Source organism: Achromobacter marplatensis (genome assembly GCF_002209535.1).
GTDB classification, from domain to species: Bacteria; Pseudomonadota; Gammaproteobacteria; order Burkholderiales; family Burkholderiaceae_B; genus Achromobacter; species Achromobacter marplatensis.
The window spans coordinates 114857-134121 of sequence record NZ_NJIG01000009.1 but is presented as its reverse complement, the minus strand read 5'-3'; the positions used below and the strand labels follow the sequence as shown (position 1 = coordinate 134121).

Sequence of the window (19265 nt, the reverse complement as noted above, 5' to 3'; positions counted from 1 at the left end):
TTTTGGTTATTCTTCGTCGAACCAATGGGCGCGGGCACGCATGATGAGGTCGCTGGCTTCCTGCTCGGTCAAGCCGGCGATTTCCGCCAGTTCGTCCGTTGCCAGTTCGGCCAGATCATCACGCGTATGCACTTGACGCTCGGCCAGCTTGCCAGCCAGTTCTTGCGTCATGCCTTCAAGTTCAAGCAAATCCTGTGCGGTCTCAAGGCGCTCTTCCTGGGCAATTGCCTCAGTCAGCAGCGCATTGCGGGCACGGGCGCGCAATTCATTGATGGTGTCTTCGTCAAACGCTTCGATTTCCAGCAGTTCCTGCATGGGCACGTAAGCGATTTCCTCGATACCGGTGAAACCTTCGTCGATCAGGATGTCGGCAACTTCTTCGTCGACGTCCAGCTTGCTCATGAACGTGGCGCGCAGACCCGACCGCTCGACTTCCTGGCGGTTCAGGCTTTCTTCCGGCGTCATGATGTTGATCTGCCAGCCAGTCAGTTCGGACGCCAGGCGCACGTTCTGACCCTTGGCGCCGATGGCCTTGGGCAGGTTTTCTTCGTCGACGACAACGTCCATCGCATGCTTGTCTTCATCAACGACGATCGATTCGACGTTGGCCGGCGCCAGGGCGCCAATGACAAACTGCGCGGGGTCTTCCGACCACAGCACGATATCGACCTGCTCGCCGCCCAGCTCGTTGCGAACCGCGGTCACACGCGAACCGCGCATGCCCACACACGTGCCGATGGGGTCGATACGCTTATCGTAAGCCACCACGGCGATCTTCGCACGCACGCCGGCATCGCGGGCAGCTGCCTTGATCTCCAGCAGGCCCTGTTCGATTTCCGGAACTTCGTTCTCGAACAGCTGGCGGATGAACTCGGGCGAGGTGCGCGACAGTATCACTTGCTGACCACGCGCGGCGTGGTCAACACGCAACACGAAAGCGCGGACGCGGTCGGCAACCCGGAGGTTTTCCTTCGGGATCATTTCGGAACGCGGCAGGCGTGCTTCGATCTTGCCCGTTTCGACAATGGCGTCGCCCTTGTCCATGCGCTTGATCGTACCGGACACGATGGTTTCGCCACGGTCCAGGAAGTCGTTCAGCACCTGTTCGCGTTCGGCGTCACGGATCTTTTGCAGAATGGCCTGCTTGGCCGCCTGCGCGCCGATACGGCCGAATTCGATGGGCTCGAGCGGCTCTTCGATGTATTCGCCTTCCTGGATGCCAGGGACGATTTCCACTGCATCCGACAGCATTTCCTGCTTGTCGGGTTCTTGCAGCCCGGCTTCGTCCGGCACCACCAGCCAGCGGCGGAAGCCTTCGTGATCGCCGGTTTCCCTATCGATGGCGACACGAATGTCCGCATCATCCTTGAAGCGCTTTTTCATGGCCGAGGCCAGCGCACTTTCCAGTGCACCGAACACGACGTCGCGCGTGACGTTCTTTTCACGCGCCAAGGCATCGACCAACAGAAGAATTTCGCGACTCATCGCTTTTTGCCCTTGAAATCCAGAACGGGATCCAGTTTTGCACGTTCGATGTCATCGACCGTGAAATTCAAAACCTGGACTTCGTTCTTTTTTGCCTCAAATTCGAGACCGAACACGGTCTTGTGCATGCCAGCAGCGGCGTCGGAGGCGGCGGCGTCGTCTTCGGGCACGGTCAACGTGCCGGAGAAGACCTTACGTCCGTCTAATGCCTCGCGCAGCTTGATTTCGATGCGCTCGCCAGCGAAACGGCGGAACTCGTTCTCGTTGCGCAACGGGCGGTCAATGCCCGGCGAGCCGACTTCCAGCCGCTTGTAGTCGATGTTCTCGACTTCAAACACCCGCGACAATTGGCGAGACACCTGCTCACAGTCTTCGATGCGCACACCGCCGACCCGATCGATCGTCACGCGCAAAAGGCCCAGGGCGGCACGCTCGACGTCCACGAGTTCGACGTCCATGCCGGCCAAAGCCTCTTCGGTCAATGCGAATAAATCAGCCATATACTCAAAAAAAATGGGCTGCACGCCCAGCCCACCGATATTGCGCAGAGCCCAGCCGCTTCCCTACTGCACGTAAGGAGCAATGCTGGGCAGCGCCCTATATTGCGACCTAATTTGTGGATTGCGCCACGGGTTTCCCCCACACAGTCCCGCCCCCACCCGTCATTCCGGGCCTGACGGCACTTGGCGCAACGCCGATGCCAACTGCTCTTGCCTACCGCCTACTGCGCCCAGCCCACCGGCCCGATATCGGACCCTAACTTACAGCGCACACTCATTGCGGCACAACACTGGCTGCTGCCTGACTACATCGCTGGCTCTATCGCCTGCTTGCAGCCACGCCAAACGCCATTGCCACACAAAAAGCAATGACGCGAAGCCATGAAAACCATTGATTTTACCAGATAAACCGGAAAAACGCCTGATTCGTCACGGGCTTACGTTTATATGGGACACATCGGACCCGGCGGCGCGCCCAGCGCGCCGCCTGACAGCGCTTAGCGGCCCTGACGGCCACGTCCGCCCATCACACCAAGGCGCGATTCGTGGGCCGACGCACCACGCGGCTGCCAGTCGTCGCCACGAGGCGAGGACGAGGCCGAAGCGTTGCGCGGTGCGCGCGGCTTGCCGCCGGCACCGGGACCCTTGTTGCTGCCGGCGCCGCTTCCCGCTGCGCGGGGCGATCCATCGGCCTTGTTGCCGCCACGGCCGGCGCCTGCCGGCTTGCCGCCACGGCTGTTGCCGCCCGCGCCCGCCGGTTTATTGCCGCCAGGCTTACGGCCCGAAGGCTTGCGGCCGCCACCGCCCAGCGGCGCTTCGGCCACATTGCCCACCGGGACGTCAGCCGACGCCACGCCGCCCGACGGGCCATTGGCCGCTGCCGAACGCGGACCACGAGGCTTGCCGCCCGGTTTGCCACCTTGGTTGCCACCCGGCCTGCCGCCCTGCTTTCCACCCGGCCGGCCACCGCCCGCAGGCGCCGCCGAACGGCCGCCGCCAGGCTTGCCGCCCTTGCGATTGCCGCCCGCGCCTTCGGCTGCCAGCGGATGGCCGTTGGCATAGCCGCCCGCGATCATCAGGCCGGTGCCGAACGGATCCGACGGACACGCGGCCGTTTGGCCCGCGCTGCCCAGACGGCCGCCCTGCAGCTTGCCGCGGCGACCGATGCGGGCGCCGTTCATGCCGTTGCGATCCATGGTGCCAAAGCCCGGAGGCAGCGCGCTGTCATGCGATTGCGGCTGCTTCGAGCGGCGACGATTGCCGCCCGATTCGTCGTCTTCACGCAACAGTCCCAGTTGAACCATCAGCGCGGTGACCAGCGAACCATCCAATTCTTCCCAGCGGCCGCGACGCAGCGTACGCGGCAGCACCACGTCGCCGAAACGGGTGCGGATCAGACGGCTGACCGTCACGCCGACCGCTTCAAACATGCGGCGAACTTCCCGGTTGCGGCCTTCTTGCAGGGTCACGCGATACCAACGGTTGCTGCCGTCGCCGCCCAGGTAGTCCAGCGCGCCGAAGGCGGCCAAGCCGTCTTCGAGCTCGATGCCGTCAACCAGCGACTGACGCTGCGCCTCGTCCATTTCACCCAGCACGCGGACCGCATATTCGCGCTCGGTGCCATAACGGGGATGCATGATCCGGTTGGCCATATCGCCCGAGGTCGTGAAAATCAGCAGACCTTCGGTATTCAAGTCCAGGCGGCCCACCGACAGCCACTTGCCCGTACGCAGCTTGGGCAAGCGCGCAAAAACGCTGGCGCGGCCGCCCGGATCGTCGTGGCTGACGATTTCGCCGGCCGGCTTGTGATACAGGATCACGCGCGGCGGCTTCTTCGTATTCACGCGCATGATGGGCTTGCCGTTAACGCGAACCTGGTCGTTCGGCGCCACGCGCTGGCCGATATGGGCCGGCTCGCCGTTGACCGACACACGGCCCGCGACGATCAATTCTTCCATTTCGCGGCGCGAACCGATGCCGGCGTCCGCCAGCACCTTGTGCAGCTTGGGCATGACCGAATCACTGTTCAGGTACTTGCCCAGGCGCTGCTCCATGCGGTCCGCGGAATCGAGGTACGCCAGGGCCTGCTCGGCTTCCTGCTCGCCACTGCGGGAGTCAGGCGACTCGACCGGAGCGGCGGCCGCGGACTGCTGACCCTCGGCAGCCGGCGCTTGCTCGGCCGCGGCGTCGCCGCGACGGCGGCGGAACGGCGTCCTCAGCTTGCGCCCGCGCCCACGGGCGCCGGCCTCACCTTCGGCTGCCGGCTCGCGCGCGGCGGAAGATTCCGGCTGACCGTTGGAAACGGTGTCATCCGAACGGGGATTGTCGTCCTGCATTGCTGTATTCGTTGTCACTGGGACAGCTCCGAATTTCAAACTTGGGTAGGCTTGCCGGGGGCAAGCTCGTCATCATCAGGGGACGCCGACTCGCGGTCGGCGCCAGGCCGCTCCGGATCTGCCTCGTCCGACGCCGCAAAGGCGGCATCGGGGTCGGGCCGAACACGTTCGTCAAGGCCGATGGCGGGCTCGTGCCCGGCGGCGCCAGGCGCTGCGTGATCGGTCTCGTCAATCGGTTCGGTCGGTTCCGCGTGTTTTGCGTTCTCGACACTTTCCTTTGCAGCACCGGCCTCTGTGACGTCGGCGGCTATATCGGAAATGTCGCTGCCGGCCCCTTCGTCGGGAAAACCGGACGGGGTCGGCGTATTGGACAAGCCTTCGGCTTGCTCCCGGACGGTGGGTTCGTCTGCGGGATCCGCGCCTTCTTCTGTGCGCGAAACGACGGATTCTACGCTATCGCCCGGGGCTATGGGTGCATCGTGTTCCGAAACAGACAATTCCGCAACCGGGATATTGTCATTTTCGTCCACTTCGGACGGCACGTCGACGGGGATTTCACCTTGCGCGGGCTCGGTTTCGCCTTCGACAGCCACCGCGGTTTCGTCCTGCGCCGTCTCTTCGGCGGGCGCGGCGCCCTCGCCTGTGAGCTGTTGCACTTCGCCCAGATCCAGCCCGGCCAGCGCCGCGGCGGCTTGCGCCGATTCCAGCGGCGGAAGCTCATCCAGCGCCCGCAAGCCCAGATCATCCAGAAACTGGCGCGTGGTGCCGAACAGGGCCGGACGCCCCGGCGCATCGCGGTGCCCGATGACCTCGATCCACCCGCGGTCCTCCAGCGCCTTCACGATTTGCGATGACACGGTGACGCCACGGATATCCTCGATGTCGCCGCGAGTGACCGGCTGGCGCCAGGCCACGATCGCCAGCGTTTCCATGACGGCGCGCGAATATTTGGGCGGCTTTTCAGGACTCAGCCGCTCCAGGTAGCGCTGCATGTGCGGACGGCTCTGGAAACGCCACCCGCTTGCCAGCTGCACCAGCTCCAGGCCGCCATCGGCCCAATTGCTTTGCAGCGTCTCCAACAGCGCGCGCAGCTTGCTGTTGTCGAATTGTTCATCGTCCCCGAATAGCTTGCGCATATCGGACAGTTGCATCGGCTGCACCGCGCATAGCAGCGCGGTTTCCAGCACGAGTATTGCCTCGCTATCGTTCATCGACATTCAAATTCAAAAAGGGCTAACTTGCGCTAGGTTGAAAATAAGGTTAATATTCTTTTCTCAGACGCGGGGTGGAGCAGTCTGGCAGCTCGTCGGGCTCATAACCCGAAGGTCGTAGGTTCAAATCCTGCCCCCGCAACCAAATTGACGAAGGCCTGGCGAATGCGCCGGGCCTTTTTCATTTGTGCCTGCAAATTCATTTGTGCCTGCGAAATCAGAGTTTGCGAAGATTGCGCTGCAACAAATGCTGCGCGCACTGCTTTGGCGCCTTGCAAACCGAAAGCGCCAGCCAAAGCAGTGGCCGCAAAAGCAGTGGCCGCAAAACCGAAAATGGACATCACGCCCGCACCCGCCGGCAGGGCCACCATGAAAGTGGACCCGCTACAGACGGCATTGGTTTGCGTAATGTTCACAAAATTCCTGTGATGATTGCCATGCATGACGGACTGCGCGGCGGACATGCGCCAAAACAGCCGTACCGATCAAGATAGGGCGATATGCCTGCCGGACTTTCATCGCGGCAGACGCCTTGAGCAATTCTGGAAAAGCTGGCCTCACTCGCCAACAAGCCTGCGGGACCCGCCGGTAACCCAGCGCCATTTTCCCGCAGCGATCAGTATCAAGAACCCGGATCGTCAGGCATCGGATTCGGTATTGCGGCCAGTTGCCGCTCCCTGAACCCCATGCTCCCCCTCGTGCATACGAAGACCGGCTTCGCAATGCGTTGGCCAACCCCAGGCCGGACTTACGATTCTTAGATGTTTTCGACGACTACATGCTAGCGGACAACCGCCCGCCGCAAAATGGTTTGCTGGCAGAAACGCGAGATCAAAGCGACCCGCCCGCCAAAGCAATGTCCAAATTATACCGCCATAACTCCGGGCCTCAAGCCCGAGCGCCCGCAGCCGGGCGCCTCAAGACGACAAGATGGGCGGCACCGCAGACGCTGCGGCGGGCTTGTCCCAGGGTGCAGAACCCAGCCGTTCCACCAGAAAATCCAGCATCGAACGCAGGATCAGCGGCATCTGGCGGCGCGAGGCATAAACGCCGTAAATCCCCAGTTCCTGCGGTTTGCATTGCGGCAGGATGGCCTTCAGGCGCCCTGCCGCCACATATTCTGCCGCGTAGTAAGTCGGCAGCATCGCGATGCCCGCCCCCTCCAGCGCGGCGCTCAGCAGCACGGAGACCTCGTTCGCACTGATATTGCCGCTGACCGGCACATCCACTGGCTGGCCGTCGCGTTCGAAGCGCCACAGGCTTTTGCCGAAATAGGAATGCGTCAGGCAGTTGCGCAAGGACAGGTCTTCGATGCGGGCAGGCACGCCTTCGCGTGCCAGGTATTCCGGGGATGCGCACACCACCGAACGGCAGACGGCCAATTTTCGCGCGATCAGGTTGGGATCGAGGTCGTTGGTGATCCGTACGGCCAGGTCCACCCGCTCTTCCACCAGATTGACGGCGCGTTCGACCAGCATCAGATCCACCGACGTGCCGGGATGCAGCTTGACGTAGTCCGTGACCGCACTGGCCAGATGTTTCGAACCGAAGGACATACTGGTCGTGACGCGCAGCAAGCCGCGCGGCGTGTCTTCAGGCGTGGAGACCGCGCTACGCAGGTCACCCACCATATCGAGCATCTGCCGGCATCGCGGCAAGGTCTCCGCCCCGGCGGGCGTGAGGCTGAGCCGGCGGGTCGTGCGGTGCAGCAAACGCACCCCCACCCACTGCTCCATTTCGGCCAGATACCGCGACACCATCGCTCGCGACATGTCCAGATGGACCGCCGCCGCCGACAGGCTTCCCCGGTCAGCGACTTCCACGAACACCTGCATGGCTTTCAGACGATCCATGATTGTCTCGGTTCTTGCATCAGACCGTACCGGTTATACCGTATTTCCGTGCAACATCCGTGCCCAAATAGCGACAAAGCGTCAGACAGCCCGACAGCGAAATCGGGGCGGCAGCGCTCAGGCAGGCAACTGCCCTAGCGCCTCGCAAACCTCGGCGCGCACCATGCCGGCATCCAGGCCGCGCAGGATATAGACCAGATGCGACGCGCGCTCATCACCTGGCCATTGCGACAGCGTGCGCAGGGGATAAAGCTCACCATGGACGCCGTGGACCTCGCACGGTAACGCCTCGCCTTCGAAGCAAACCAGCCCCTTCATCCGCAGCAGCCCCTGACCGAAGCGCTCCTGGATACGCGACACGCCCGCCAGGAAGGCTGCGCGCCCCAGCGGCGAGGACAAGGTCAGCGAAAAACTGGAGACCTGCGCGTGGCGGTCGGCGACCGGCCGCGCAAACGCCTGAAGCCAGTTCGCCAGCGCCACGCCATCGCGCCGCACCATCACATCGGGACCGTCCCGCAAGATGCCCGCCAGCGGCGCGTCCTGACGCTGGACGCAACGTTGCGCCCCGGGATTGATGGCAATGACCGCCTGCTCCACCCGCCGCAATTGCGCCGCGTCCGCCAGGTCCGATTTGCTGAGCACGACGGTATCGGCCAGCGCCAATTGCCGCGACGCCTCGGCCTGCGTCGCCAGTTGCGCTTCTCCGTAGCGCACGTCCACCACCACGATCGCGCCCCGGTACGCGTAACGCTCGGACAGGAACCGGTCGTGCTTGAGCATGAACAGCGTCGACGCAGGGTCCGCCAGCCCGCTGGTTTCGATCAGCACACGCCGAAAGGGCTTGATCCGGCGGCTTAGCGCCAGCATGAAAAGATCGCGCAGGGCGTCCACCACGGCACCGCTGACGACACAGCACAGGCAGCCGCCCTCGATCAGCACGACATTGGCCGGCGCCAGGCGCACCAGATGATGGTCAACGCCGACGTCGCCGTATTCGTTGACGATGACCAACGCATCGGCGTAGGCCGGTTCGTGCAGCAGACGGTTAAGCAACGTGGTCTTGCCGCTGCCCAGAAATCCCGAAATCACCGTCACGCCGATGCGCTTGTCCTCGTCCATGTCCCCTCACCCAATGGGCGCTACCCCGAATTCTGCGGCCGCTCCCACACCGGAAACGGATCTGTTATCGCCGCCAGCTCGCTCGCGGGCCGCGTCATTTCTTCCTGCGTCATCAAGCAGGCCTGCAGGCGCGCCCGCAGCGCCGCCTCGTCCATGCCGATGCCGATCAACACCAGTTCCTGGCACCGGTCGCCGTAGATCGGATCCCATTCCGACACGATCGCCGCCCGCGCCTCTCCATCCTCGGGCCACTGCTCGCGCGGTAAGGCCGCCCACCAGTATCCCACCGCGCCATGGCGCATGATGGGCCCTGCCTGCGACCACGATGCCGCGTACCCCGGGCGTGTCACCAGCCAGAAGTAACCTTTCGACCGCACCACACCAGGCCATTCCTGATGAATGCAATCCCAGAACCGCTGCGGATGGAACGGGCGCCGGGCGCGAAACACGAAACTGCCGATGCCATATTCCTGGCTCTCCGGGATGTGCTCGCCCCGCAATTCCTTCAACCAGCCCGGCGCCTGCGAGGCAGCTTCAAAATTGAACCGGCCCGTATCCAGCACGCTAGCCATCGGCACCCGGCCGAACTCGCTCTTCACGATTTCCGCGCGGGGATTCAGGCCGTGCAACATCGCTTGCAGGCGCGCCAGTTCGGCAGCCTCCACCAGGTCAGTCTTATTCAAGACGATGACATCACAGAATTCCACCTGCTCGATCAACAGATCGACAACCGTGCGCACGTCCTCGTCGCCCAACGCCTCGCCCCGCTCGGCCAGGCGATCCCTGCTGGAGTAGTCACGCAGGAAGTTGAAAGCATCCACCACCGTGACCATCGTGTCCAGCCGGGCGATATCGTCCAGGCTCGCCCCATCCTCAGCGCGGAAGGTGAAGGTCTCGGCCACCGGCAAAGGCTCGGAGACCCCCGTCGATTCGATCAGCAGATAATCGAAACGCCCCTCGGCCGCCAAGCGGCGGATCTCGATGAGCAGGTCTTCGCGGAGCGTACAGCAGATGCAGCCATTGCTCATCTCGACCAACTTTTCGTCGGCGCGCGACAGCGCCGCCCCACCTTCGCGCACCAGGCGGGCGTCGATGTTGACCTCCGACATGTCATTGACGATGACCGCGACCCGACGGCCCTCGCGGTTGTTCAACACGTGGTTGAGCAGCGTCGTCTTTCCCGCACCCAGAAACCCCGACAACACCGTCACCGGCAGGCGCCCGTCGCGCAACGGGTTCGTTTCATCAATCGGCATCATCGCTTCGCTCCAAAATTAGAATGTTATTACATAACAATTTAGGTGCGAACGGCAAGCAATGAATACGCGACCCGCCAGCAGCGCGGGCAGGACATCAGGCAAGCAAGCTTGGGGAGGATCGAGCAGGTACCCAGCGTGCAGGGCAGGCGCTGCGCGGGGTTGCGTGACGCGCGAATGAGGATCGCGCGGAAAACAAAAAGGGCCACCCACTTTCGTGAAAGACCCTGGCTGTTGTTCGGCGCTTCGGCATTGGCTTGTGCGCTGAACGGTGTCGGTACTGAATTCTTTTGGCTCCCCGAGCTGGGCTCGAACCAGCGACCTGCGGATTAACAGTCCGTCGCTCTACCGACTGAGCTATCGGGGATCTGCCAAGAACATAATTATGACCTAAATTTTTGGCGCGTGCAAATCGCAGTTTTTTTAATTCTTTTTGGTCCGTTTGTTTCCTATCGCGAAAAAACTCTGATATGATTTCGGTCTTTCCAGATCAGGCCCCATAAACAGGGCAGCGAACTGGGAAGAACAAAGATGTTTTGCTTGTCGTTCCAGCATTGCCGAATTCAACACCGGCACGCAAGAATCGAAGCAAATGGTCTTGCCGGCATAGCTCAGTTGGTAGAGCAGCGCATTCGTAATGCGAAGGTCGTAGGTTCGACTCCTATTGCCGGCACCAAATTCAAAAAGCAGCCCTCTCGGGCTGCTTTTTTCATTTCCGCTCCCCTCTCTTCTCTTGCAGGCTACCCGGTTACGGGAACTCCATTCGCCTGGCGCGCGTCCAACTTGCTGGATTCCTTCTACACCAAGCGAAGACCGCCATGCGCATCCTACTCGTCGAAGACGACATCATGATCGGTGAAAGCGTATTGGACTGCCTGCGCGCGGAGCACTACGCCGTCGACTGGGTCAAGGACGGCAACGCCGCGGAACTGGCCTTGCGCACCGACACCTACGACCTGATCCTGCTGGACCTGGGCCTGCCCAAACGCGATGGCCTGACCTTGCTGCGCGACTTGCGCACGCGCAAGGACCGCACGCCGGTGCTCATCGCCACCGCGCGGGACGCCGTCAGCGACCGCATCGCCGGATTGGACGCGGGCGCAGACGATTACGTCGTCAAACCCTACGACGTGGACGAACTGCTGGCCCGCATGCGCGCGTTGATCCGCCGCAGCGCCGGCCGCGCCGAACCGGTGTTTGAACACGATGGCATTACCATCGACCCACAATCGCACGCAGCCATGGTGGACGGCACACCGGTTGCCCTGACCGCCCGCGAATGGGCGGTACTGGAGCCCCTGATCGCCCGCCCCGGCATGATCTTTTCGCGCGCGCAATTGGAAGAAAAGCTCTACAGCTGGAAGGACAGCGTCAGCAGCAATGCCGTTGAGGTTTATATTCATGGCCTGCGCAAGAAACTGGGTCCGGACCTGATCCAGAACGTCAGAGGCGTCGGCTATGTCATTCCCAAAACATGAGCATCCGGCTTAGCTACTCACTGAGAGCCCGCCTGCTTTTCTTCCTGCTGGCCGCCATCGCGGTCGGCGCACTCGTGCAAGGCGCAATCGCCTATCGCAGCACGCTGGCGCAGGCCGACGACATCTTCGATTCGCTGCTGCAACGCACCGCCCTGTCGCTGGGCACCGGCGACGGGCTGCTCAGTACCGGCCCGACCCACACCCGCGGCGCAGGTTCGCCCGTTGCCGACGACCTGATCATCCAGATCTGGACCCCGGACGGCCTGCGGGTCTTCAATTCGCGCTCGCGCCGCCCGCTGCCCGACCAGATTGTGCTGGGGTTCTCCGACGCCCGGATGGAAGGCATCACGTACCGCGTGTATTCGCTGGCCACGCCGTTCCAGGTGATCCAGGTAGCGCAGGACATGGACGTGCGCAAGCACATGGCGCGCGCGCTGGCCCTGCGCACCATCGCCCCCATCGCCGCGGCCGCTCCCCTGCTGATGCTGATCATCTGGTGCGTGGTCAGCTGGTCGCTGCGCCCCGTCAAGCGCGCCCGCGCCCAGGTGGCGGCGCGGCAGCCCGAGGACCTGTCTCCCGTCAACGTGCAGGGCCTGCCCGATGAGATCCAACCGCTGATCCAGGAACTCAACCTGCTGCTGGAACGCATGCGGGGCGCCTTCGCCCAGCAGAAGCAGTTCGTGGGTGATGCGGCACACGAGCTGCGCTCGCCATTGACCGCGCTGCGCCTGCAACTACAGGCCTTGCAACGCGCCGGCTCCCCTGAAGGCCGCCAGCTGGCCGAACAACGCCTGGCAGCGGGCATTGACCGCGCCACCCGGCTGGTCGAGCAATTGCTGTCCATGGCCCGCCACGAAAGCGCCGCCGAGCCCTCGCCTGCCGCCCCCGTGGACCTGGCCGACGTGCTGCGCCAGGCGTTGTCGGAAACCTTGCCTCAAGCCAACGCCAAATCGATCGGCATCGACATGGACGGCGCGGCCGAAGCCTGGGTAACGGGGCATCGCGACGCGCTGGTGCTGCTGGCGCGCAACCTGCTGGACAACGCCGTCAAGCATACGCCCGAGGGCAAGCGCATCCGCCTGCATCTGGAGCAGACGGCGGACAAGGCGTCGTTCATCATCGATGACGAGGGCCCGGGCATTCCGCCCGCTGAACGCGAGCGCGTGTTCGACCGTTTCTACCGCGCCGAAGGCAACACGCAGCACGGCAGCGGCCTGGGACTGTCGATCGCCCGCGCCATCGCCGACCGCCACGGCGCGGAGATCCTCCTGGAAGACGCGCCGGGCGGACAGGGGTTGCGTGCCCGAGTGACGCTCACCCGCCCGCATTGAGTCCGGCAATTTAAGATTCACCTAAGTGTCAGGCCCGAACATAGCGCCATGTCCTCAAACATGAACGCAGGAGCCGACATGAAGACCTCGCAACTGACCCCCTCGCGCCTGGTGCTGGCGCTGCTGGCCGCTGGCGCCATTGGCGGCGCCGGCGCAACCGCCGTGACCGGCGGCGTGTCGATGGCGGCCAACGCGCCGTCCGTCGCCACCGCCCCGCAGACGATCAATACTTCCAGCCCGCCCAATTTCGCGCAGATCACGCGCGACTTCGGGCCCGCCGTCGTGAACATCAGCGTCAGCGGCACCCGCAAGGTGTCCGCCGACGACGATGACCCCTTTGCCCAGTTCTTTGGCCAGATCCCCGGATCCCGCGGCCGCATGCCCTCGCGCGAAGTGCCGATGCGCGGCGAAGGCTCGGGTTTCATCATCAGCAACGACGGCATCATCCTGACCAATGCGCACGTCGTGCAAGACGCCCGCGAAGTCACCGTCAAGCTGACCGACCGCCGCGAGTACAAGGCCAAGGTGCTGGGCGCGGATCCGCAGACCGACGTGGCCGTGCTCAAGATCGACGCCAAGAACCTGCCCGTCGTGAAAGTCGGCGACGTGAACCAGCTGCAAGTGGGCGAATGGGTGCTGGCCATCGGCTCGCCGTACGGCCTGGAAAACACCGCCACCGCGGGCATCGTCAGCGCCAAGGGGCGCTCGCTGCCCGACGACACATCGGTCCCCTTCATCCAGACGGACGTGGCCGTCAATCCCGGCAACTCGGGCGGCCCGCTGTTCAACGACCGCGGCGAAGTGGTGGGCATCAATTCCCAGATCTACAGCCGCACCGGCGGATTCCAGGGCCTGTCGTTTTCGATCCCCATCGACGTGGCCTACAAGATCAAGGACCAGATCCTGGAGCACGGCAAGGTGCAGCACGCGCGGTTGGGCGTGACGGTGCAGGAAGTGAACCAGGACCTGGCCAACTCCTTCAAGCTGGACTCGCCGTCAGGCGCACTGGTCTCCAGTGTCGAGAAAGGCAGCGCCGCCGACAAGGCCGGCCTGCAGCCGGGCGACGTGGTCCGGAAGATCGACGACAAGATCATCGTGTCCTCGGGCGATCTGGCGTCCCTGATCACGCTGGCCTCGCCGGGTGAAAAGATCAAGATGGATGTCTGGCGCGCCGGTGCCCCCAAGGAACTGGTGGCCACGCTGGGCGGCATCCCCAAGGACAAGACGCAGGCGTCGGCGGGCGACCAGGACGTACAGCGCGGCCAATTGGGCCTGGCGCTGCGCCCGCTGAGCCCGCAGGAACAGCAGGCTTCGGGCACCGAAGGCTTGCTGATCGAACGCGCCGCCGGCCCGGCCGCCAAGGCGGGCATCGAACCGGGCGACGTGCTGCTGTCCTTGAATGGCGTGCCCGTGCACAACATCGGGCAAGTGAAGGATGCGCTGTCCAAGGCGGGCAAGACCGTTGCCCTGTTGGTTCAGCGCGGCGAAGACAAGATCTTCGTGCCGGTGCAGATCGGCTGAACCTGACCGCCGGCGTTACTCCGCGTCGGGCTGCTTGCCCGGCGCGGCGTCCGCGAAAGCCGGCAGTTCGCGGCAGGCCGCATCAATGCGCACCACGTTGGGCATCGCAGAGAGATCGCACTCGAAGCGCTGCGCATTGGCCACTTGCGGCACCAGGCACAGGTCGGCGATGGTCGGCGTGTCGCCGTGACAGAAACGGCCCGTGGCGCTGGACCGCGCCAGTTGCGCCTCCAGCGCTTCCAACCCCTGATGCACCCAATGCTTGTACCAGGCGTTCTTGGCGGCTTCGTCCACGCCCAGCGTGTGCTTGAGGTACTTCAACACGCGCAGGTTGTTCAGCGGGTGCGTGTCGCAAGCAATGCCCAAGGCCAGATCGCGTACCCGGGCGCGGCCAATGGCGTCGGCCGGCAGCAGCGGCGCCTGGGGATGGGTTTCTTCCAGGTATTCGATGATGGCGAGCGACTGCCCGATGACGGCGTCGCCATCGATCAGCGTGGGCACCAGCGCCGTCGGGTTCATCTTGCGATACCCCTCCGACAGCTGCTGCCCGCCGTCCTTCAGCAGATGCACCGGCAGGTATTCGTACGACAGGCCCTTCAGGTTCAGGGCGATGCGTACGCGGTACGCGGCCGAGCTGCGGAAATAGCTGTACAACTGCATGAAGTCTCCTCGATGTGCTGATGGCGCCGCGCGTGCGGCGCCTTTTTTTTTCAGCGCCGCATTCCGTCCGGCGCTATTCCAGCGATTCCGTCTGCGCGGCCTTGCGCGACAAGCCCTTGGGAAGCGGAAACGCCACATTCTCTTCCAGGCCAGGCATCGTGCGCACTGACACCGCGCCCAGCTCCTTGACGCGGTCGATGACCTGCTGCACCAGGATTTCGGGCGCGGACGCGCCCGCCGTCACGCCGATGCGCTTGCGGTCCACCAGCCAGGCCGGATCAATGGAGTCTGCGCCGTCGATCAGGTAGGAGGCCACGCCCTTGCGCTCGGCCACTTCGCGCAGCCGGTTGGAATTCGAGCTGTTGGGGCTGCCCACGACCAGCACCAGATCGCAATCGGGCGCCATCACCTTGACTGCGTCCTGACGGTTCTGGGTGGCATAGCAGATATCGCTTTTCTTGGGCTCGACGATGCTGGGAAAGCGCGCCTTCAGCGCCTTCGAGACGGCCGCGGCGTCGTCCACAGACAGCGTCGTCTGCGTGACGTAAGCCAGGTTTTCCGGGTCGTTGACTTCCAGCCCCGCGACGTCTTCCACGGTCTCGACCAGATACATGCCGCCCTGCGCCTGGCCCAGCGTTCCCTCGACCTCGGGGTGGCCCTTGTGGCCGATCATGATGATCTCGCGGCCGGCCGCACGCATGCGGGCCACTTCGATATGGACCTTGGTGACCAGCGGGCAGGTAGCGTCGAATACCTGCAAGCCGCGGGATTCCGCTTCGGCACGCACCGCCTTGGACACGCCATGCGCCGAGAACACGACGATGGAACCCGAGGGCGCGTCGTCCAGCTCATCGATGAAGATCGCGCCCTTGGCGCGCAGGTCTTCCACTACATAGCGGTTGTGGACGATCTCGTGGCGCACGTAGATCGGCGCGCCATGCAGTTCGATCGCGCGCTCGACGATGTCGATGGCGCGGTCCACGCCGGCACAGAAGCCGCGCGGCTGCGCCAGCAGGACTTCGGCGTCGGAGGCGGTAACGGCCTTGCTCATCAGAGGACTCCCAGCAGCGCCACGTCCACGCGCAAGCTGATGCCCGCGAGCGGGTGATTGAAGTCGAACAGCGCCGACTCGTCGTTGATCTCTTTCAGGACGCCCGAATAGCGGCCGCCGTTGGGCGCGGTGAATTCCACCAGGTCGCCCGGCTCGAAACCGGCGTCGGGGCCGGCGTGCTCGGCAAGCATGGCGCGCGTGACGCGCTGGATCAGTTCGGGATTGCGTTCCCCGTAGGCGTCGGCCGGCTCCAGCGTGACGCTGAACCGCTCACCTTCGGCATGGCCGATCAGCGCAGCCTCCAGGCCGGGCGCCCACTGGCCGCCGCCCATCTGCAACGTACCAGGACGGCCGTCGAAGGTGTCGGCGAACACGGAATCCTTGCCGGGCCCGGAAGCCAGGGTGATCCGGTAGTGCAGCGTTAGGTAGGAATCCTGACGGACAAAAACGTTCACTTCGTTAGAGGCGATGCTCAAGATCTGCCACCGTATAGATATTGGATAAACCTTGATTTTAGAGCCTCTTATGAAATTGTCTGTGCGGCTGTCAAAACACGAGCGCCCGCGGGAGCGGCTGCTGCGTCACGGGGCCGGCGCGCTCCAGGACGCCGAACTGCTTGCCGTCGCCCTGCGCACGGGCATTCCCGGGATGAACGTGGTGGACTTGTCCAGCCGCCTGCTGGAGCGTTTTTCCGGCCTGCGAGGCCTGCTGGGCGCCACCCCCGAGGAATTGATGACCGTTTCCGGCCTGGGCGTGGCCAAATCGTGCACGCTTGCCGCCCTGCTGGAACTGGCCCGCCGGGCCATCGAGGAAGACCTGACCCGCAGCGACACCCTGCGCCACCCCGCCCAAGTGAAACAATATTGCATGACCGCACTGGGGCATCGCCGGGTCGAGCACTGCATCGCCCTGTATCTGGATAACCAGTTGCGCGTGATCGCCACCGGCGAACTGGCGCGCGGCACGCTATCCCAGGCGTCGGTCTACCCCCGCGAAGTGGTCCGCGAAGCCCTGCGCCACCATGCCGCGGCGCTGATCGTGGCCCATAACCACCCATCGGGGCTGGCCGAAGCCAGCGCGGCCGACCGGGGCTTCACCCAGCAACTGAAACAAGCCCTGGCGCTGGTCGACATCAAACTGCTGGACCACCTGATCGTCGCTGGCGCCACGGTCGTCTCCATGGCGGAACTAGGTGGCTTGTAGGCACAGCGCATCGCGCCGGAATTCGTTAGACTACCGCCCTGAATTGCTTTAGGCTTTAACCTATTCCAGCATTATCCGACCGCTTCCCGCCATATGAAACGCCTGTGGGATATTTCCCCGCCCGTCTCCACGGCTTCGCCTGTCTTTCCCGGCGACACGCCGTATCGCCAGCAATGGAAGTGGTCGCTTATGCCCGGCTGTCCGGTCAATGTCAGTGAAATCACGCTGTCGCCACACATCGGTGCGCATGCGGATGCGCCGCTGCATTACCAGAACGGCGCCGCCGCCATCGGCGCGGTGTCCCTGGAACCGTTCCTGGGCCCCTGTCGCGTCATCCACGCCATGGATTGCGGCCCGCTGATCACGACCGACCACCTGGCCCATGCGGCCCTGAATCTGCCTCCCCGCGTGCTGGTGCGCACCGCCAAGCATGCGGCGCAGCACTGGTGGACCGACGATTTCTCTGCCTACGCCCCCCAGACCATCGAATGGCTGGCTGAACGCGGCGTCATGCTGATCGGACTGGATACCGCCAGCATCGACCCCGCGTCCAGCAAGACCCTGGACAGCCACCACACGATATTGCGGCATGACATGCGGGTACTGGAAAACCTGGTGCTCGATGATGTGCCCGAAGGCGATTACGAATTGATCGCCCTGCCGTTGGCGCTGGTCCAGGCCGATGCCAGCCCAGTTCGCGCCGTCTTGCGCGAACTGTAGGCTGGTCCGCTGGCCACTGGGCGGCCGGCCTGCCCTGGCTGCCCGTTTTCGACTAGGCTCGACCATGAGAATCGTTCCCCCCTACGCGCCCAGCTGGCGCGCGTTACCCGCATCCGCCCGCCGTGCTGCCCCGCCCTGCCACGGAGGCCAAGCATGAGCTGCCCGCACCGCCCCGAAGACATCGTCCACGAGGAAAAGGCGCAGCTGGATTTCGCGCGCGACATGACCTATGGCGACTACCTGCATCTGGACGAATTGCTGGGCGCGCAGCATCCGCTGTCGCCCGAGCACAACGAGATGCTGTTCATCATCCAGCACCAGACCAGCGAACTCTGGATGAAGCTGATGCTGCACGAGTTGCGTGCCGCCATCGCCAATGTGGCCGCCGACCGGCTGCAGCCCGCCTTCAAGATGCTGGCGCGCGTCAGCAAGATCATGGAGCAGCTGGTGCACGCCTGGGACGTGCTGGCTACCATGACGCCGCCCGAGTATTCCGCGCTGCGTCCGTATCTGGCCCGTTCCAGCGGCTTTCAGAGCTACCAGTACCGCCAGGTGGAATTCCTGCTGGGCAACAAGAACGCGGCCATGCTCAAGCCGCACGCGCACCGCGAAGACCTGCTGGCGCAGGTACGCACCGCCTACGAGGCCCCTTCGCTGTATGACGAGGCGCTGCGCCTGCTGGCCCGCCACGGCGTGGCCGTGCCGGCCGACCGCCTGGAGCGAGACTGGACGCAGCCCTACGAGTCCTCGGAAGGCGTCGAAGCCGCCTGGCTGACCGTCTACCGTGACACCGACCGCTACTGGGACCTGTATCAGTTGGGTGAAAAGCTGACCGACCTGGAAGACGCGTTCCGCCTGTGGCGATTCCGCCACGTCACGACGGTCGAACGGGTCATCGGCTTCAAGCGCGGCACCGGCGGCACCTCCGGCGTCGATTACCTGCGAAGGATGCTGGACGTGGTGCTGTTTCCCGAAATATGGAAGCTGCGCACCGAACTCTGAGGAATCTGTCCCCTTATGGAGTGACGAAGGCGGGCCACGCCCGGCCGCCTTCGGGCGCTGGCGCATCTGGAATTTCCCATGCTAGAATTTGGGGTTACTTTTTGGATACGTGGCTAGAGTCCTCGCGTAGACGTTCTGTGTGAACGGTTTTCGTGGTCTGGCTGGCGACCCTACAACTTTGAGAAAGACTCCTCGCGAGTCCTAGGAAAGCACCATGAAAGAAGGCATTCACCCCGAATACCGCGATGTCGTTTTCGCCGATCTGCAAACGGGCAACAAGTTCATCACCCGTTCGACCGTGCACACGCGCGAAACCGTCGAAATCGACGGCAAGACGTACCCGCTCTTCAAGTGCGACGTGACCTCCGAATCGCACCCGTTCTACACGGGCGCCCAAACGCGTATCGTCGAAACCGGCCGTGTGGAAAAGTTCCGCGCCCGCTTCGCCCGTACGGCTGGCACGGTCAAGTCCGCTTCCTGATCCTGTCGCTCCCGCGGGAGTCACAGCAAAAAGGCAGCCTCCGGGCTGCTTTTTTTTC

General features: G+C 63.8%; 17 protein-coding genes and 3 tRNA genes. 9 read left to right on the top strand and 11 right to left on the bottom strand.

The genetic code is table 11. The features are described 5' to 3' along the window. Positions 1 to 6 precede the first annotated feature (6 nt). From nusA to scpB, 4 genes are all read right to left on the bottom strand, one after another. Positions 7 to 1485 (bottom strand): transcription termination factor NusA, encoded by a 1479-nt coding sequence (gene nusA / locus CEY09_RS21450; protein ID WP_006225085.1) that lies wholly within the window; start codon positions 1483 to 1485, stop codon positions 7 to 9. Next, positions 1482 to 1985, bottom strand: coding sequence for a ribosome maturation factor RimP (gene rimP / locus CEY09_RS21445; protein WP_006225086.1), 504 nt, complete (start codon positions 1983 to 1985; stop codon positions 1482 to 1484). The genes nusA and rimP overlap by 4 nt, the downstream gene beginning before the upstream one ends. A 497-nt stretch (positions 1986 to 2482) precedes the next feature. Then, positions 2483 to 4321 carry a pseudouridine synthase gene (locus CEY09_RS21440; RefSeq protein ID WP_167390131.1) on the bottom strand — a complete coding sequence of 613 codons (1839 nt, stop codon included), beginning with the start codon at positions 4319 to 4321 and terminating at the stop codon, positions 2483 to 2485. 35 nt (positions 4322 to 4356) lie between these two features. Then, complete coding sequence (gene scpB / locus CEY09_RS21435; protein ID WP_088590209.1) at positions 4357 to 5538, bottom strand: SMC-Scp complex subunit ScpB; 1182 nt, start codon at positions 5536 to 5538, stop codon at positions 4357 to 4359. 62 nt (positions 5539 to 5600) lie between these two features. Here scpB and CEY09_RS21430 point away from each other — a divergent pair. Then, positions 5601 to 5677 (top strand) — tRNA-Met (locus CEY09_RS21430). A 772-nt stretch (positions 5678 to 6449) separates the two neighbouring features. Here CEY09_RS21430 and CEY09_RS21425 read toward each other — a convergent pair. The 4 genes from CEY09_RS21425 to CEY09_RS21410 all read right to left on the bottom strand — a co-directional run bounded on the left by CEY09_RS21425 (position 6450) and on the right by CEY09_RS21410 (position 10127). Further along, positions 6450 to 7385 carry a LysR family transcriptional regulator gene (locus CEY09_RS21425; protein WP_088590208.1) on the bottom strand — a complete coding sequence of 312 codons (936 nt, stop codon included), beginning with the start codon at positions 7383 to 7385 and terminating at the stop codon, positions 6450 to 6452. A 117-nt stretch (positions 7386 to 7502) separates the two neighbouring features. Continuing rightward, positions 7503 to 8504 carry a CobW family GTP-binding protein gene (locus CEY09_RS21420; RefSeq protein ID WP_088590207.1) on the bottom strand — a complete coding sequence of 334 codons (1002 nt, stop codon included), beginning with the start codon at positions 8502 to 8504 and terminating at the stop codon, positions 7503 to 7505. Between the two features lie 20 nt (positions 8505 to 8524). Beyond that, positions 8525 to 9763, bottom strand: coding sequence for a zinc metallochaperone GTPase ZigA (zigA, locus tag CEY09_RS21415; RefSeq protein WP_088590206.1), 1239 nt, complete (start codon positions 9761 to 9763; stop codon positions 8525 to 8527). Between the two features lie 288 nt (positions 9764 to 10051). Beyond that, a tRNA-Asn gene (locus CEY09_RS21410) sits at positions 10052 to 10127 on the bottom strand. A gap of 233 nt (positions 10128 to 10360) precedes the next feature. On the opposite strand from CEY09_RS21410, the gene CEY09_RS21405 reads away from it, so the two are divergent. From CEY09_RS21405 to CEY09_RS21390, 4 genes are all read left to right on the top strand, one after another. Beyond that, a tRNA-Thr gene (locus tag CEY09_RS21405) sits at positions 10361 to 10436 on the top strand. A gap of 142 nt (positions 10437 to 10578) precedes the next feature. Continuing rightward, positions 10579 to 11238, top strand: a complete 660-nt coding sequence (locus CEY09_RS21400) for a response regulator (RefSeq protein ID WP_088590205.1) — start codon at positions 10579 to 10581, stop codon at positions 11236 to 11238. Next, entirely contained in the window at positions 11235 to 12569 is a 1335-nt protein-coding gene (locus CEY09_RS21395; RefSeq protein ID WP_088590204.1) for an ATP-binding protein, read from the top strand. The genes CEY09_RS21400 and CEY09_RS21395 overlap by 4 nt, the downstream gene beginning before the upstream one ends. A 78-nt stretch (positions 12570 to 12647) precedes the next feature. Continuing rightward, positions 12648 to 14090, top strand: coding sequence for a DegQ family serine endoprotease (locus CEY09_RS21390; protein ID WP_088590203.1), 1443 nt, complete (start codon positions 12648 to 12650; stop codon positions 14088 to 14090). A gap of 15 nt (positions 14091 to 14105) precedes the next feature. On the opposite strand, the gene maiA is transcribed toward CEY09_RS21390, so the two are convergent. The 3 genes from maiA to CEY09_RS21375 form a co-directional block, all read right to left on the bottom strand. Then, the gene (gene maiA, locus CEY09_RS21385) at positions 14106 to 14750 is read right to left on the bottom strand and encodes a maleylacetoacetate isomerase (protein WP_088590202.1); all 645 of its coding nucleotides are present in this window, start codon (positions 14748 to 14750) and stop codon (positions 14106 to 14108) included. A gap of 73 nt (positions 14751 to 14823) precedes the next feature. Further along, positions 14824 to 15801 (bottom strand): 4-hydroxy-3-methylbut-2-enyl diphosphate reductase, encoded by a 978-nt coding sequence (gene ispH, locus CEY09_RS21380; protein WP_006225096.1) that lies wholly within the window; start codon positions 15799 to 15801, stop codon positions 14824 to 14826. After that, positions 15801 to 16277 (bottom strand): FKBP-type peptidyl-prolyl cis-trans isomerase, encoded by a 477-nt coding sequence (locus CEY09_RS21375; protein ID WP_088590201.1) that lies wholly within the window; start codon positions 16275 to 16277, stop codon positions 15801 to 15803. Before CEY09_RS21375 ends, ispH begins: the two co-directional genes overlap by 1 nt. 49 nt (positions 16278 to 16326) lie before the next feature. Here CEY09_RS21375 and radC point away from each other — a divergent pair, with 49 nt between their 5' ends. From radC to CEY09_RS21355, 4 genes are all read left to right on the top strand, one after another. Beyond that, positions 16327 to 17004 (top strand): RadC family protein, encoded by a 678-nt coding sequence (gene radC / locus CEY09_RS21370; RefSeq protein ID WP_088590200.1) that lies wholly within the window; start codon positions 16327 to 16329, stop codon positions 17002 to 17004. A gap of 93 nt (positions 17005 to 17097) precedes the next feature. Further along, positions 17098 to 17724: an arylformamidase gene (kynB, locus tag CEY09_RS21365; protein WP_088590199.1), complete on the top strand. Its 627-nt coding sequence runs from the start codon at positions 17098 to 17100 to the stop codon at positions 17722 to 17724. A 153-nt stretch (positions 17725 to 17877) separates the two neighbouring features. Beyond that, complete coding sequence (kynA, locus tag CEY09_RS21360) at positions 17878 to 18726, top strand: tryptophan 2,3-dioxygenase (RefSeq protein WP_006225100.1); 849 nt, start codon at positions 17878 to 17880, stop codon at positions 18724 to 18726. A 214-nt stretch (positions 18727 to 18940) separates the two neighbouring features. Next, positions 18941 to 19207 (top strand): type B 50S ribosomal protein L31, encoded by a 267-nt coding sequence (locus tag CEY09_RS21355; RefSeq protein ID WP_006225101.1) that lies wholly within the window; start codon positions 18941 to 18943, stop codon positions 19205 to 19207. Positions 19208 to 19265 lie beyond the last annotated feature (58 nt).

What these genes read in the sequence shown, in the direction of transcription:
- zigA (WP_088590206.1), bottom strand. Translation starts at nt 9,763, where the DNA reads ATGATGCCGATTGATGAAACGAACCCGTTGCGCGACGGGCGCCTGCCG.
- ispH (WP_006225096.1), bottom strand. Translation starts at nt 15,801, where the DNA reads ATGAGCAAGGCCGTTACCGCCTCCGACGCCGAAGTCCTGCTGGCGCAG.
- radC (WP_088590200.1), top strand. Translation starts at nt 16,327, where the DNA reads ATGAAATTGTCTGTGCGGCTGTCAAAACACGAGCGCCCGCGGGAGCGG.
- kynA (WP_006225100.1), top strand. Translation starts at nt 17,878, where the DNA reads ATGAGCTGCCCGCACCGCCCCGAAGACATCGTCCACGAGGAAAAGGCG.
- maiA (WP_088590202.1), bottom strand. Translation starts at nt 14,750, where the DNA reads ATGCAGTTGTACAGCTATTTCCGCAGCTCGGCCGCGTACCGCGTACGC.
- kynB (WP_088590199.1), top strand. Translation starts at nt 17,098, where the DNA reads ATGAAACGCCTGTGGGATATTTCCCCGCCCGTCTCCACGGCTTCGCCT.
- rimP (WP_006225086.1), bottom strand. Translation starts at nt 1,985, where the DNA reads ATGGCTGATTTATTCGCATTGACCGAAGAGGCTTTGGCCGGCATGGAC.
- CEY09_RS21390 (WP_088590203.1), top strand. Translation starts at nt 12,648, where the DNA reads ATGAAGACCTCGCAACTGACCCCCTCGCGCCTGGTGCTGGCGCTGCTG.
- CEY09_RS21420 (WP_088590207.1), bottom strand. Translation starts at nt 8,504, where the DNA reads ATGGACGAGGACAAGCGCATCGGCGTGACGGTGATTTCGGGATTTCTG.
- CEY09_RS21440 (WP_167390131.1), bottom strand. Translation starts at nt 4,321, where the DNA reads ATGCAGGACGACAATCCCCGTTCGGATGACACCGTTTCCAACGGTCAG.
- scpB (WP_088590209.1), bottom strand. Translation starts at nt 5,538, where the DNA reads ATGTCGATGAACGATAGCGAGGCAATACTCGTGCTGGAAACCGCGCTG.
- CEY09_RS21395 (WP_088590204.1), top strand. Translation starts at nt 11,235, where the DNA reads ATGAGCATCCGGCTTAGCTACTCACTGAGAGCCCGCCTGCTTTTCTTC.
- CEY09_RS21425 (WP_088590208.1), bottom strand. Translation starts at nt 7,385, where the DNA reads ATGGATCGTCTGAAAGCCATGCAGGTGTTCGTGGAAGTCGCTGACCGG.
- CEY09_RS21400 (WP_088590205.1), top strand. Translation starts at nt 10,579, where the DNA reads ATGCGCATCCTACTCGTCGAAGACGACATCATGATCGGTGAAAGCGTA.
- nusA (WP_006225085.1), bottom strand. Translation starts at nt 1,485, where the DNA reads ATGAGTCGCGAAATTCTTCTGTTGGTCGATGCCTTGGCGCGTGAAAAG.
- CEY09_RS21355 (WP_006225101.1), top strand. Translation starts at nt 18,941, where the DNA reads ATGAAAGAAGGCATTCACCCCGAATACCGCGATGTCGTTTTCGCCGAT.